At 69.1% G+C, this 13,679-nt stretch carries 12 protein-coding genes and 1 pseudogene; 7 read left to right on the top strand and 6 right to left on the bottom strand.

The window, feature by feature from the left end; translation table 11 throughout:
• Window positions 1-17: 17 nt before the first annotated feature.
• Together NYP18_RS10220 and NYP18_RS10215 are read left to right on the top strand one after the other, a co-directional pair.
• A complete protein-coding gene (locus NYP18_RS10220; protein WP_259428083.1) occupies window positions 18-974 on the top strand; it encodes a bile acid:sodium symporter family protein in 957 nt (318 codons plus the stop codon).
• 27 nt (window positions 975-1,001) lie between these two features.
• Window positions 1,002-1,322 carry a hypothetical protein gene (locus NYP18_RS10215; RefSeq protein ID WP_259428174.1) on the top strand — a complete coding sequence of 107 codons (321 nt, stop codon included), beginning with the start codon at window positions 1,002-1,004 and terminating at the stop codon, window positions 1,320-1,322.
• Here the strand turns inward: NYP18_RS10215 and NYP18_RS10210 are convergent.
• The 6 genes from NYP18_RS10210 to NYP18_RS10185 all read right to left on the bottom strand — a co-directional run bounded on the left by NYP18_RS10210 (window position 1,319) and on the right by NYP18_RS10185 (window position 5,396).
• Window positions 1,319-1,924 carry a YqgE/AlgH family protein gene (locus NYP18_RS10210; RefSeq protein ID WP_259428173.1) on the bottom strand — a complete coding sequence of 202 codons (606 nt, stop codon included), beginning with the start codon at window positions 1,922-1,924 and terminating at the stop codon, window positions 1,319-1,321. The two genes, NYP18_RS10215 and NYP18_RS10210, sit on opposite strands and share 4 nt — an antisense overlap.
• An 85-nt stretch (window positions 1,925-2,009) precedes the next feature.
• The gene (locus tag NYP18_RS10205; protein WP_259428082.1) at window positions 2,010-2,375 is read right to left on the bottom strand and encodes an META domain-containing protein; all 366 of its coding nucleotides are present in this window, start codon (window positions 2,373-2,375) and stop codon (window positions 2,010-2,012) included.
• A gap of 11 nt (window positions 2,376-2,386) precedes the next feature.
• Window positions 2,387-2,827 carry an META domain-containing protein gene (locus NYP18_RS10200; RefSeq protein WP_259428081.1) on the bottom strand — a complete coding sequence of 147 codons (441 nt, stop codon included), beginning with the start codon at window positions 2,825-2,827 and terminating at the stop codon, window positions 2,387-2,389.
• Between the two features lie 62 nt (window positions 2,828-2,889).
• On the bottom strand, window positions 2,890-3,237 hold the full coding sequence (locus NYP18_RS10195; RefSeq protein WP_259428172.1) for a branched-chain amino acid transporter permease: 348 nt from the start codon (window positions 3,235-3,237) through the stop codon (window positions 2,890-2,892).
• On the bottom strand, window positions 3,230-3,946 hold the full coding sequence (locus tag NYP18_RS10190; protein WP_259428080.1) for an AzlC family ABC transporter permease: 717 nt from the start codon (window positions 3,944-3,946) through the stop codon (window positions 3,230-3,232). Before NYP18_RS10190 ends, NYP18_RS10195 begins: the two co-directional genes overlap by 8 nt.
• Window positions 3,939-5,396 (bottom strand): CCA tRNA nucleotidyltransferase, encoded by a 1,458-nt coding sequence (locus NYP18_RS10185; protein WP_259428079.1) that lies wholly within the window; start codon window positions 5,394-5,396, stop codon window positions 3,939-3,941. The genes NYP18_RS10190 and NYP18_RS10185 overlap by 8 nt, the downstream gene beginning before the upstream one ends.
• 263 nt (window positions 5,397-5,659) lie before the next feature.
• On the opposite strand from NYP18_RS10185, the pseudogene NYP18_RS10180 reads away from it, so the two are divergent.
• The 5 genes and pseudogenes from NYP18_RS10180 to NYP18_RS10160 all read left to right on the top strand — a co-directional run.
• Window positions 5,660-6,238, top strand: a pseudogene (locus NYP18_RS10180) (NUDIX hydrolase); the annotation flags it as partial.
• Window positions 6,235-8,706: a hypothetical protein gene (locus NYP18_RS15445; RefSeq protein ID WP_304503773.1), complete on the top strand. Its 2,472-nt coding sequence runs from the start codon at window positions 6,235-6,237 to the stop codon at window positions 8,704-8,706. The pseudogene NYP18_RS10180 and the gene NYP18_RS15445, both read left to right, overlap by 4 nt.
• A gap of 23 nt (window positions 8,707-8,729) precedes the next feature.
• Entirely contained in the window at window positions 8,730-11,915 is a 3,186-nt protein-coding gene (locus NYP18_RS10170) for a murein biosynthesis integral membrane protein MurJ (protein ID WP_259428077.1), read from the top strand.
• Window positions 11,916-12,009: 94 nt separating this feature from the next.
• Window positions 12,010-12,942: a GmrSD restriction endonuclease domain-containing protein gene (locus NYP18_RS10165; protein ID WP_439648084.1), complete on the top strand. Its 933-nt coding sequence runs from the start codon at window positions 12,010-12,012 to the stop codon at window positions 12,940-12,942.
• A 142-nt stretch (window positions 12,943-13,084) separates the two neighbouring features.
• Window positions 13,085-13,648 carry an RNA polymerase sigma factor gene (locus NYP18_RS10160; protein ID WP_259428075.1) on the top strand — a complete coding sequence of 188 codons (564 nt, stop codon included), beginning with the start codon at window positions 13,085-13,087 and terminating at the stop codon, window positions 13,646-13,648.
• Window positions 13,649-13,679 lie beyond the last annotated feature (31 nt).

Genomic DNA, 13,679 nt, shown 5'->3' with positions numbered 1-13,679 from the left:
GTCGTACACTGCAAGTCATGCTGTCCCTCCTCAAGCGGACTGACCCGCTGATCCTCCTGATTATTCTGGCGGTGGTGGTGGCACTCATCGCCCCTGCCCGTGGTGGTTTCGCGGAGTGGTTCGCCACCGCGACAAACCTCGCCATCGCCCTGCTCTTCTTCCTCTACGGTGCCCGCCTGTCCACGCGGGAGGCGTTCAAGGGCCTGATGCACTGGCGGCTGCACCTGCTGATCCTGGCCTTCACCTTCCTGGTGTTCCCGCTGGTGGGGCTGGCGCTGCAGCCGTTGACGCTGGTGATCTCGGACGAGCTGTACATGGGCATCCTCTTCATGTGCCTGGTGCCGTCGACGGTGCAGTCCTCGGTGGCCTTCACCTCCATCGCGAAGGGCAACTACGCGGGGGCGATCGTGGCGGCGAGTGCCTCGAACCTGGCGGGTGTGTTCCTCACCCCGCTGCTGGTGATGCTGCTCATGTCGACCGGTGAGGGCATCAACGTGGACACGCAGGTCTTCCTCGACATCGCGGTGCTGCTGCTCCTGCCGTTCGTGCTCGGGCAGCTCCTGCGGAAGTGGGTCAAGGGCATCGCGGCGAACAAGGCCACGAAGATCGTCGACCGGGGTTCCATCACCATGGTGGTGTACTCGGCTTTTTCGGCGGGCATGGTCGCGGGTGTGTGGTCGGAGGTGTCGGTGGGTGAGATCATCTTCCTCATCGTCTTCTCCATCGTCCTGGTGGCGATCATGCTGTGGCTGACGCGTTCCGTGTCGCTGCGTCTGGGTTTCAACCAGAAGGACATGAAGGCCATCCAGTTCTGCGGCACGAAGAAGTCGCTGGCGACGGGCCTGCCGATGGCCTCGGTGATCTTCGGCGGTGCCAGCATCGGTCTGCTGATCCTGCCGCTGATGATCTTCCACCAGATCCAGCTGATGATGTGTTCGTGGCTTGCGGCGCGTTATGCGCGCCAGCCCGCCTGATTGCTTTTCGACGCCCCGCGACGCACCATGTTCGACGTGAAGCAAAACATCCACGTCCGCATTGAACTGTCGATCCCCGGGGCCGGCTCGGTCATCCACGTGGCCGAGCTCGCGGAGATGGATGCGCAGACCTGCGCCCTGGTCCGCATCATCGAGCTCGATCCCACGGAGACCATCCGCGGCTGCGCCACCCAGGAGAAGTCGGCCGGCATGTCCAACGCCCCGAACCCGGTGGTGCCCCACCCCGACACCTACGCCGACTTCCCGGACATCGAGCACCGGGCGCTCAGCGCCGCGGAATTTGAGGGGCTGTGGGCCGAGGCGATGGCCGCCTTCCCTGATTTCTAGTTGTCCACCAGGTCGGAGGGGAAGGTGGAGAACAGCGGCAGGGGCATCTGCTGGCGGCGCATCACGTCGCCCCACAGATCCGCCCGGCCGGGCACAATCACGTCGGTCGGCAGCGCCGGTGTGACGAACCAGTCGCCGCGTTCGATCTCCCCGGCCAACTGCCCGGGTGCCCACTCGGCATAGCCCGCGAACAGGCGCATCCCCTCAACCAGGTCGACGATGTCGCCGGGCTCGGCGCGCAGGTCGACGTGTGCCAGACGGTTGGCCAGGCGGTTGAGCTGGGGGGCCGCATCCATGTCGACGCCCGCCTTGGTCATCGCCAGGCCGACGACGGACTGCTGGTTCAGGGGGCCGCCGATGTAGAGCGCCTGCGGTTTGGACACTGCGGGCAGCCAGTCCGGCATGACGTTGAATACCGCCAGGTCACTGCGGGAGGCGAGGTTGACGCCGAAGGTCAGGTTCTCGTTGTGCTCGATGACGAGCACCACCGAACGGCTGAACTCGTCGGAGAGCATGCCCGGGGCCGCCACCAGCAGCATGCCGGGGGCGGGATCGTTTCGTTCCAGGGCGTTGAAGAGACGGTCGGCGTAGAAATCTGACATCGACACGGCGACTACCTCCTGTAGGGGCTTGACTTATGAGTACCCAGCTTCCCACCACGAGTGAAGTTCTGCAAAGGGATCGGAGCTACTGCCGCTCCAGGGTGCCCAGTTCCTCGCCCTGTCCGTCGAGGACGTGCATGGTGTCGCCTTCGATATCCAGGGTTTCGGCACCGCCGAGCCAGGTCTCGACGCCTTCGCAGGCCATCATGGTGGAGGCGAGGGGGCTGAGTTCGACACGGTCCTCGACCAGTTCCCAGCTGCCGGTCAGCCGGTTGCAGCCGTCGCTGCCGCTGACGCGGCCGTCCTCGGCGAGCACGAGGTGGGCTTCGCCCTGGGCCTCCAGGCCCCAGGTGCCCTCAGGTTCCACGGCGGAGGATTCGGTGGCACAGCCAACGAGCAGCAGGGGGACGAAGGCGAGGGCGCAGAGGCGGCCGAGGGTGGAGGTCCTCATGACGGCATCACCTAGAACTTGAGGATCTCGGAGGAGAGGCCGGCGAAGGGGTCCGGGGCATCGCCCTCACGCTTGAGGGTGCCGATGCGGTGGCCGGCCTTGTCCAGGACACGGAGACGATCGCCGTCGCGCTCGAGTTTGTCGGCCTTCTCGAACCAGACGTCATCGCCGCAGTACTTCTTCGTCTTCACGGCGGGGCCGAGATGGACCCGGCCGCCGACGACGGTGTAGCGGCCGCTCATGGAGTTGCATCCGTCGTTGCCGCTGAAGGATCCGTCGAGGTTGAGGGTCACGCGGGGGGCTTTGGGTCCGTCGGCGGTCCAGGTGCCGGTGAAACCGACGGATTCGACGATGGCGGAACCGGGGGCGGCGGTGGCGGTGGCGACCCCACCGAAGGAGAAGGCGAGGGCCACGGCTACGGCGCCGATCTTGCGGGTGAGGTTCTTGGTCATGGGCCTCATGCTACCGGGCGGAAACGTCCCCCGACAGGGTTCCGGGCGAGAAAATCACGCCTTCAGAAAACCATGTTGACCAGGAACATGTAGGCCAGGGTGCCACCCACGATGGACAGGCCGGCGGAGCGGCGCCACCAGTGCAGGATGACGGTGACGCCGACGGCGAGCAGGGAGGCGGGCAGCCCGCCCGGGGCCTCGACCTGGGAGACGAGGGTGTAGATGACCAGGACCGTCATCACCCCGATGGGCATGGTCGTACCCAGCGCGCCGACGAGGTGGTTGGTGCGCAGCATCTTCAGGGCAGAAAAGGGCAGCTGGCGCAGTACGACGGTGAGGACGGCGACGGGGAGCAGCACGCCGAGGACCTGTGCCAGGGTGACGCCCTCGGGCAGACCGAAGTCACCCACGGCTGCCACCGGTGCGCAGGGTCAGGGCCGCGTCGAGACGCGGCATCCGGAACCGGACGAGCAGGAGGAGGAAGTAGAGGCTCAGGGCGATGATGAGCATCTGGGCCGGCGCGATGACGGCGGAGCCGATGGCCAGTGCCGCGGCGATCAGGGGCAGGGAGAGGTCGCGGCTGTTGGTGAAGGACTCCCAGGCCAGGACCACGAAGAGGGCGGTCAACGCGAATTCCATGCCCTGCACATCGTCGGGGACGGCCTGCCCGGCCACCGCGCCGATGATGCCGGGGATGACCCACAGTAACTGGCAGGTCAGCTGGATCGTCAGCACCCGGGTACCGCTGATCTTGCCCGGTGGTCGGGCGGAGACGATGGCGTAGGACTCATCAGTCAGCGCATAGGTGGAGTACGCCCGGCCGAGCCGGGGGGCGATGGTGTGGCGGGGGAAGGTCAGCCCGTAGAAGATGTGCCGGAAGTTGACCATCAGCCCGGTCAGCGCCGCGGCAAAAGGGCCGACGCCGCCGGCGATCAGCCCGATGGCGAGGAATTCCATGGAACCGGCGTAGATGAGGACGGAGAAGATCGGCGTCCACCACCAGGCGTAACCGGACTGCACCATGAGCAGGCCGAAGGCCAGCCCCAGCGGGATGAGGCCGAGACCCACCGCCCAGGTCTCGGCGATCCCGCCCCGGATCTCTGCGGCGGTCCTACTCACCCTTCCCGGACCACCATTTCTTCAGCTCCGCGATGGCCTCCTCCCGCTCCAGCGGGCCGCGCTCAAGACGCAGTTCCTTGAGGAAGGTCCAGGCCTGACCGATCTGGGGGCCGGAGGGCAGGTTGAGGATCTGCATGATCTCGTTGCCGTCGAGGTCGGGACGCACGCGCGCGAGGTCCTCGCGGGCGGCGATGTCGGCGATGCGTTCCTCGAGGTGGTCGTAGGTGCGCTGGAGGCGGGCGGCTTTGCGCTGGTTGCGGGTGGTGGAATCCGCCCGGACGAGCTTGTGCAGGCGGGGCAGCAGCGGGCCGGCGTCGGTGACGTAGCGGCGCACGGCGGAATCGGTCCACTGGCCCTCGCCGAAGCCGTAGAAACGCATGTGCAGGTACACGAGCTGACTGATGTCGGCGACCATCTGCTTGGAGTATTTCAGGGTGCGCAGGCGGCGGCGGACGAGTTTCGCGCCGACGACCTCGTGGTGGTGGAAGGTGACGCGGCCGTCCTCGTTGAAGGCGCGGGTCTGCGGTTTGCCGCAGTCGTGCAGCAGGGCAGCCCAGCGCAGGACCAGGTCGGGGCCGTCCTCCTCCTGGTCCATGGCCTGGCGCAGCACCTGCATGGAGTGGGCGTAGACGTCCTTGTGCTGGCGGTGTTCGTCCTGCATGTCCCGCATGGCGGGGATCTCGGGGAAGATGTGTGCCGCGATGCCGGTGGCGACCAGCAGGTCCAGTCCGGCCCAGGGTTCCGCACCCTCCATGAGCTTGTTCAGCTCCTGTTGGATGCGTTCGACGGTGATGCGGTTGATCTCCTCGGCCATGTCCACCATGGCCTGCTGCACCCGCCCGGCGACGCCGAAGCCCAGGTGGGAGACGAAACGGGCGGCGCGCAGCATGCGCAGCGGGTCATCGCGGAAGGAGATCTCCGGGGTGTCGGGGGTGTCCAGGCGTCGGTGGACGAGGTCCTCGAGGCCGCCGACCGGATCGTGGAATCGGGCGGTGAGGGAGCCGGTGTCGTCGAGAAGCAGTTCGACGGCCATGGCGTTGATGCGGAAATCACGGCGGACCAGATCACCCTCGAGGGTGTCTCCGAAGACGACCTCGGGGTTGCGGCTCTGCCCGTCGTAGGTGTCGGAGCGGAAGGTGGTGATCTCGATCTGCTGGCCGCGGTGCTGCGCGGAGACGGTGCCGAAGTCGATGCCGGTGTCCCACACCGTGCCGGCCCAGGAACTGAGGATCCCGGTGAGGACCTCGGGGCGGGCGGGGGTGGTGAAGTCGAGGTCGTTGCCGAGACGGCCGAGGAGGGCGTCGCGGACGGAACCACCGACGAGGTAGAGCGGCAGGTCACGGGCGGCGAACTCGGCGACGAGGTCGACGAGCACATCCTCCAGAGACGAGATCGCCTGCTCGGCCTTCGCCAGGAGTGCCAGGGGAGTCAGAGATTCGTCGGGAGTCACACCCGCTGAGTCTAGCGGGACACGCCCCGGCCAGGGAATTTCGAAAGGGGGGCCCAGCGGATACGATCATGGGGATGACTGAGAATGATTCCCAGAGCCCCAAGCGTCGGCGCCGTCGCCGCTCGCGTCGTCGTGGTTCCGGAAATCAGTCGGGCACGGCAACACAGGCACAGCAGACGCAGCAGAAGCAGTCCGGCGAGCAGAAGGCACCCCCGCAGAAGTCGGACGGTGAGCAGAAGCCGCAGCAGGGCCGCCGCCGCAACAGCCGGCGCCGCCCGCAGCGTAACCCGCAGAAGCCGCAGCACCGCTCGCCCAACCGCGCGCAGCAGAACAACAGGATGGTCACCCGCGATGAGACCTCCGCCGGCGGCCTGGTGGTCTCCGGCCTGGCGGAGGCCGTCAACGACGCCGGCGAGGTTGATCTCAGCCGCATCTATGTGGCCCTGATCGGGCGCCTGGACCGCCGGGGCCGCCTGCTGTGGTCGATGCCCAAGGGCCACGTCGAGCCGGGGGAGGACCGCCGCGCCACCGCCGAACGTGAGGTGTGGGAGGAGACCGGTGTCCACGGTGAGACCTTCGCGGATCTCGGTGTGATCGACTACTGGTTCGTCTCGGAGGGGGTGCGCATCCACAAGACGGTGCACCACCACCTGCTGCGCTTCCTCGACGGCGACCTCAATGACGAGGACCCGGAGGTCACTGAGGTGGCGTGGATCCCGGTCTCCGAGCTCATCGAGCATCTGGCCTACGCGGATGAACGCAAGCTGGCGCGCACCGCACATGATCTTCTGCCGGACCTGGCGCGGGAGGAGAAGGCCGCGGGAAGGGCGACCCCGCGGTGATCCGTCGGGTCGGGGGGCTGCTGGTCGCAGCCGCGTTGTGCCTGTCGACGCCCGCCCATGCCCTCCCCACCCCGGTCTCCCCGACGGATGCGGCCGTCGCCGCCCAGTGGGCCAACCCCTTCGCCCGCCCGGACGAACCCACCGACATCGGCGTGGAACTCGTCGAGGCGGATGCCTCACGGGTCGTGCTCTCGGTGTTCAACAACTCCGGGGAGACGGTCTCGGACCTCACGGTCACGCCCCGGCGCGCGGACGCCGCCGCCACGGTGGGTGATGCCCGCCGGATCCTCGCTCTCGACCGGGACGCGTACCCCTATTTCGGCACCGCCCGGCACCTGGGCGGGGAGCTGGCGCCGGGGGAGCGCCGGGAGGTGAGCATCCCGGTGGAGCCGCTGGCGCTGAACCCGGGCGGGACCTATCCGCTGATGTTCGCGCTGACGGGTGCGGTGGGGCAGCAGGGGGTGCGGCAGCTGGGTACGGAACGGATGCTGTTCACCACGACGGCCGGGCAACGGCAGGAGGCCCAGGTCCCGGATGTCAGCCTCATCGTGCCGGTGTCCGCGCCGGTGGACATCGTCCCCGGGGAGACGGGCCGGGCGGCGGAGGATCCCCCGCTGATCCTGGAGTCGGAGCAGCTCGCCGCGCAGCTGGCCCCCGGTGGGCGGCTCAATGACCTGATCAACACCTACGCCACGGCGACAACCACCGGTCCGAACGCGGCGGAGCTGAGCCAGGGCACGTGCCTGGCCATCGACCCGGCCCTGGTGGACACCGTCGCGCGTATGGCGGAGGGTTACACCGTCTCGCCGGAACGACCTTCCATGACGAAGAAGGCGCAGCGGCTGCGCGACAGCTGGGGTTCCGCCGGTGAATCCGATCCGGGGGAGCCGGGCCGGGGTGCGGCGGACGCGCAGGAGTGGCTGGCACGGCTGAGCACGACCGCGGGTGCGGGCTGCACCGTGGCGCTGCCCTGGGCGAACGCGGACCTCAACGCCGTGGCCGCCACGGAGGATGAATGGCTGTTCCGGGAGGCCGTGCAGCGCGGCCCGGCCACCCTGCAGGCGGAGCTGGGTGCCGCCCCCTCCGGCAATGTCGTCATCCCCGCCGCCGGCTACGTCACCGAGCAGACGGCCACGGCCCTGGGCTGGGCGGACCAGACGGGTTCGACGGTGCTGGAGGATGGGATGCAGGCGACGTGGGAGGCTGCGGTGGCGCGCCGGGCACCGCAGCAGGCGGGGGCGGAGCATTCCTCGCTGGAGTCCCCGGTGCTGCCGGAGGAGCCGGGCGCGCCGGTGCCGCAGACCCCGGTGCAGGTGCTCGTGGCCGACAACACGGTCTGGGGAGTGCCGCAGGTGGACAATATCGCCCGCCTGGCCCCGGGCATCAACGCGGTGACCTATCCCGGCGCGTTGGGGGCGCTGCTGGCGGCGACGGGCCCGCAACCGCAGACCGCGGGCTACTCCAACCCGGATTCACGTTTCGACGCCCGCTTCGATTCCCCCCTGGCCCGTGCGCTGACGGCCGGTTCGGCGGTGCGGCTGGCGGTGGCGGAGCAGACGCTGCCCGCCGACTGGGCGCAGTCGCCGGAGCCGGTGCTCATCCTCCCGGCCTCGCTTATCGACGCCCCCACCGCCGCCGCCCTCCTGACCGCCACCGCGGGGGTGCTCGCCGAGGATGCGGCGACTCCGCTGCCGCTGGACCAGGCGGTGACCCCGGCGCGGGAGCAGGCGGAGACGTTGGACGCGCAGCCGTTGTCCCCGCCGACGCTGGGGGTGACGCGTTTCGGTTCGCCCTACGCGGATCCGGCGGTGTTCAGTGACACGGAGGTGCTGCGCGCGAGCCAGCAGGCCCGCTACACGGATGATCTCACGCGGATGATGGTCAACGACCGGGGTATCAACCTCACCCGCTACGGTTTCACGCTGCCGCTGCGCCGCGACGTGCTGATGAGTCTGTCGGCGACGTCGAGAAGCAGCCTCGGGCACCACGAGGCGGCGGTGGCGGCGACGGACCGGCGGTTGGACGGCAACCGGCGGACCCTGCAGGATCTGCGGGGTTCGGTGGCGCTGATCCCGCCGGGCAACGTCTACACCCGGGCCTCGGAGAGTTCACCGCTGCTCATCGTCGCGGAGAACGGCCTGCCGCTGCCGGTGGATACCGAGCTGGTCCATGACGGCCCACCGGGGGCGAGAGTCGACGTGCCCGGGCGGGTGCACATTCCGGCGCACGGATCCATTACGGTGCAGATGACCGCGGACCTGCCCGCCGATCAGGATCAGACGCAGCTGACGCTGTGGCTGGCCACCCGTGACGGTTCGCCCATCTCCACGGCGGTGGACATCACGGTGCAGACACGGACCGGTATCGTCGGCACCTACGGCATCGCCCTGCTCCTGGTGGTGGGGTTGTCCCTGGCGCTGCTCTTCCGCCTCGGCCGCCAACGCCGCGGCAACCGGCAGCGCCCCTGAAAATCTTTAGAACGGCTTTGTGAGTGAATTCCACCGACAACCTCTCATCCGGCCAGCGGTCACGCTTCGTCATCCCGGAACCTCCGTCCCCCGTGCCGGAGCAGCGGGTGCCGGCGCCGCCGCCGGCCCCCGCCCCTGACCGCTCGCGGCTGACGGCCGCACCCGGCGCACCCGTCGAGGACACGCCCACCGGAAGCACTGGGGTGGCCTCCGACGCGGATGTGGTGCGCGCCGGCGGTTCCATGGCGATCGCGACGCTCATCTCCCGGATCACCGGCTTCATCCGCAACCTGCTCATCGGCGCGACGCTGGGACCGGCTGTGGGTTCCGCCTTCAACACGGCGAACACGCTGCCGAACCTGATCACGGAGATCGTGCTCGGCGCGGTGCTCACCTCCCTGGTGGTGCCGGTGCTGGTGCGCGCGGAGAAGGAGGACCCCGACCGGGGTGCCGCCTTCTTCCGCCGCCTGTTCACCCTCTCCGCGACGCTGCTGGTTGCGGTGACGCTGCTCTCGGTGATCGGCGCACCCCTGCTGACGCGGATGCTGCTGAACCCGGACGGTGAGGTCAACATCGTCCAGTCGACGTCGTTCGCCTACCTGCTGCTGCCGCAGATCTTCTTCTACGGCATCTTCGCGCTGTTCATGGCGGTGCTCAACACCCGCGGCATCTTCAAACCCGGCGCGTGGGCACCGGTGGCCAACAACGTCGTGTCCATCACCGTGCTGCTCGCCTACATGACGCTGCCGGGTGCCCTGCTTGACGACGCCCCCGCCGGCATCACCGACCCGCACGTCCTCCTGCTCGGCCTGGGCACCACGCTGGGCGTGGTGGTGCAGGCCCTGATTCTCCTGCCCTACCTGAAGAAGGCGGGCGTCGACCTGCGCCCGCTGTGGGGGATGGACGCCCGCCTGAAGCAGTTCGGCGGCATGGCCCTGGCCATCGTGGTCTACGTGGCCATCTCCCAGGTCGGCTACGCGGTGACCACCCAGATCGCCTCGCTCTCCGACAAGGCGGCCCCGCTGATCTACCAGCAGGCGTGGCTGCTGCTGCAGGTGCCCTACGGCATCATCGGCGTCACCCTGCTCACCGCCATCATGCCGCGCCTGTCGCGCAACGCCGCCGACGGTGATGACCGCGCGGTGGTCGACGACCTCAACCTGTCGACGAAGCTGACGTTCATCGCGCTCATCCCCATCGTCTTCTTCTTCACCGCCTTCGGCCCGGAGATCGGTGTGGCGCTGTTCTCCTACCGGAACTTCGACACCGAATCGGGCACCCTGCTGGGCCTGACGCTCAGCTTCTCCGCCTTCACGCTGCTGCCCTACGCCCTGGTGCTGCTGCACCTGCGTGTCTTCTACGCCCGCGAGGAGGCCTGGACCCCGACCTTCATCATCGCCGGCATCACCGCCACGAAGATCGTCCTCTCCCTGCTGGCCCCGCTGGTGGCCACCTCACCCTCCCGGGTGGTCATCCTGCTGGGTGCGGCCAACGGCTTCGGCTTCGTCGCGGGTGCGGTCATCGGTGCACTGCTGCTGCGCCGCAAGCTCGGCCACCTGGGCACCCGCTCACAGATCCGCACGACGATGTGGGCCGGTGCGGCCTCCCTCACCGGTGTGGCCGTGGCCCTGTTCGCCGACTTCCTCCTGCGCACCTTCGCCGCCGGGCTTCTCGACGGCCTGGGCTCCCTCGGTGTGCTGGTCCGCGTGGGCATCGACGGCATCATCTTCCTCATCGCCACCGGCATCGCCCTGAGCTTCTCCGGCCTGCCGGAGGTGCAGAACCTCGGCCGGGCCTTCGCCCGCATCCCGGGTGCCTCCCGCTTCATCCGGCCGGACACGAGCAAGGAGATCAAGGTCGAGGAGCCGGACCCCCAGGAGATCTCCGCCCAGTACGTGGCGATGGACCCCTTCAACTCTTCTCCGCCGCCGGCCCCCATGTCCGCCGGTATCGTCCGCGGACCCCGGCTGGTGCCCGGCGCGCCGGTCTCTGACGGCCGGTTCCGCCTGCTGGCCGACCACGGTTCGGTGCCGGGGGCCCGCTTCTGGCATGCCCGCGAGCAGGCCACCGGCCGTGAGGTGGCACTGACCTTCGTGGACACCTCCGGCAACGCACCGCTGGCCCCGGCCTCCCCGGCCGCGGCCGCCGGCGCCGCCGCCGAGATCTCCCGCCGCACCCGCAACATCGCCGGCACCCCGGGTGTGGCCGGCAACATCGAGGTCCTGGCCTACCGCAACGGCTGCCTGGTCGTGGCCGACTGGGTGCCGGGTTCCGCGCTGCGGGCGGTGGCCGACGGTGGCCCCCTGGACCCGCACGCCGTCGCCGCGGCGATCGCCCCGCTCGCCGACGCCACCACCGGCACCCGCCCCATCGGCCTGGACAACCGGGCCCGGATCCGCATCTCCACGGAAGGCGAGGCCGTCCTCGCCTTCCCGGCGGTGCTCCCCGACGCCACCGTCGAACGTGACCAGGCCGCCGTCACCTCCGCCCTGAAGCTGCTCTCCGGGGCCTGCTCGGGCCTGGAGGACTTCACCACCGAGACCGACATGGGCAGGCTCGCCACCCGGCTCCGTACCTTCGCCGGCGTGGACGATGAGCAGCCCGAGGCTCTCGTCGTGGAGGCCGATGAGGACCCGCAGCCTGAGGACCAGTCCGGTGGCTTCGGCGCCAAGGCCTACTCACGGAAATCAGCCGCGCTGCTCGCCGTGGGTTCCATCGGCGCGGTCGTCCTCGTCGCCGGTCTGACCACCTACCTGGTCAGCTTCCTCAGCGGCGGCAGGGACGAATCCCCGGTCACCTCCGAGTCGATCCAGGGTTCCGCGACCGAGACCGCACCCCGCCCGCTGGGTCGGATCCAGGAGGTCACCGCCGCGACCGCACCCGAACTCATCGACGGCGACACTGACACCGTCTGGTCCACCACCACCGTCCCGACCGGAGTCACCCTGACGCTCGAGGAGCCCGCCGAGCTGCAGCACCTGGTCATCCACGTCCCGGACGGGGACGTGCCGGTGGCGGTCTACGCGGTTCCGGAGGGCACGGAGATCACGGAGACGCAGGACCCGGAGGGGCTGCCCCTGCTGGCGGAGACCACCCTCCACGAAGGCCGTAACAGCCTGGAGCTGGAACGGCAGACCGGCGGGGGAGTCCTCGTGTGGTTCACCGCCCCGGCGGAGGTGGCCGAGGTGCAGGTCGTCGGCGTGAACTGACGCGGTAGCAAGGTGGCCGCTGACCTCCGTGTTTCCCGCACGTGGAATACTGCAACGGTTATCAGTTTCAGTACCACCCCGGGAAAACATCATGATGCTGCGTCGACCGCACACCGTTGCCGGAGCCGTCCTGGCTCTGGCCCTCACCGTCACCGGCTGCACCTCCGGCGAACCGGCGGCCACGGACTCCACGGCCGTGTCCTCGGTCCAGGCCTCCGCCACCACTGGTGGTGCCGCCGCTGCGCTGGAGGCCCTCGCCGTCAAGGGCCGGGCCCCGAAGACCGGTTATGACCGTGAGGAGTTCGGGCCCGCCTGGTCGGACACCGACCACAACGGCTGCGACACCCGCAACGACATCCTCGCCCGCGACCTGGAGTCCGAGACCTTCCGCCCCGGCACCCACGACTGCGTGGTGCTCACCGGCGTGCTGGACGACCCCTACACCGCCACCGAGATCCACTTCCAACGCGGCCAGGACACCTCCACGGCAGTCCAGATCGACCACGTCGTCGCGCTGTCCGACGCGTGGCAGAAGGGCGCCCAGCAGCTCGACACCGCCGCACGCACCGAGTTCGCCAATGACCCGCTCAACCTGCTGGCCGTCGACGGTCCCGCCAACATGCAGAAGGGCGACGGTGACGCCGCGACCTGGCTGCCGGCCAACCGTTCCTTCCGCTGCGACTACGTCGCCCGGCAGATCGCGGTGAAGGCCCGCTACGACCTGTGGGTGACCGCCGCGGAAAAGGACGCCATGGCCCGGGTGCTCGCGGACTGCCCCGGGCATCCGCTGCCCGACGAACAGACCACCTACCGCATCGGGACCACCGCCACGGCCGAGGTGCCCGTGCTCGAGGACCCGGCCACGCAGCCCATGGCCCTGGCCGCTCCTGTCGGGGCCGGTGGGGACCCCCGCTTCAGCAGCTGCGCGAAGGCGAAAGACGCCGGTTACGGGCCCTATGTCGCAGGGGTCCATGCCGAATACGACTGGTACCGCGACGGGGACAACGACGGCACCGTCTGCGAGTAGGACCCGCGCGGACGCGGCGTCGAGAAGCACCCCCTGAAGGCGGCGGTAGCGCCCACTGCAGTGGGCACCGCCGCCCCCTGCCCAGCGCAGCGGGCGGCGGTGGGGTCCAATGTGGGTGTCAGCGAAATTTCCGGGGGGAAAATTGGCACACACCGACGGACGGCTCGTCGAGAATTTCATCGGCGGGGACCTGCGCGCCTTCACCGAGATCGTGGAGCGCCACCGGGCGCGGCTGCTGTGGGTCGCGCGGAAATACGGCCACAATGAGGACGATGCGCAGGACATCCTGCAGGAGGCGTTGTTCAAGGCCAGCTGCAACCTGCACACCTGGCGCCACGAGTCCTCGCTGAGCACCTGGCTGCACCGCCTGGTCATGAACTCCGGCTGGGACTTCCGCAACCACCGCCGCCAGATCGAGGTGGCCACCCTCGATGATGACGCCCTGCCGCATGACATCAACCCGCACCTGGCGATCGACCCGATCGGGGAGCGCGAGAAGCTGTTGCAGCTGGAGGAGTCGCTGGCCCGCCTGCGCCCCGACCAGCGCACCGCACTGTGGCTCATCGACGTCGAGGGTTACAGCGTCAGCCACGTCGCCGAGCGGGAGGGTGTGCAGCCGGGGACCATCAAGTCGAGGCGTTCCCGCGCACGTGAGATGCTGCGTTCGGAACTGCTGGCGGAATGTTCCCCGCCGGGTGGACGTTGACCATGGAGTGAGCCCGCTGAGCCGGGAAACT

It is taken from the genome of Corynebacterium lemuris (genome assembly GCF_024919295.1).
In the GTDB taxonomy this organism is placed as follows: domain Bacteria; phylum Actinomycetota; class Actinomycetes; order Mycobacteriales; family Mycobacteriaceae; genus Corynebacterium; species Corynebacterium lemuris.
Note: the sequence above shows the minus strand (reverse complement) of the source record. Positions and strands in the feature narration are given on the sequence as shown.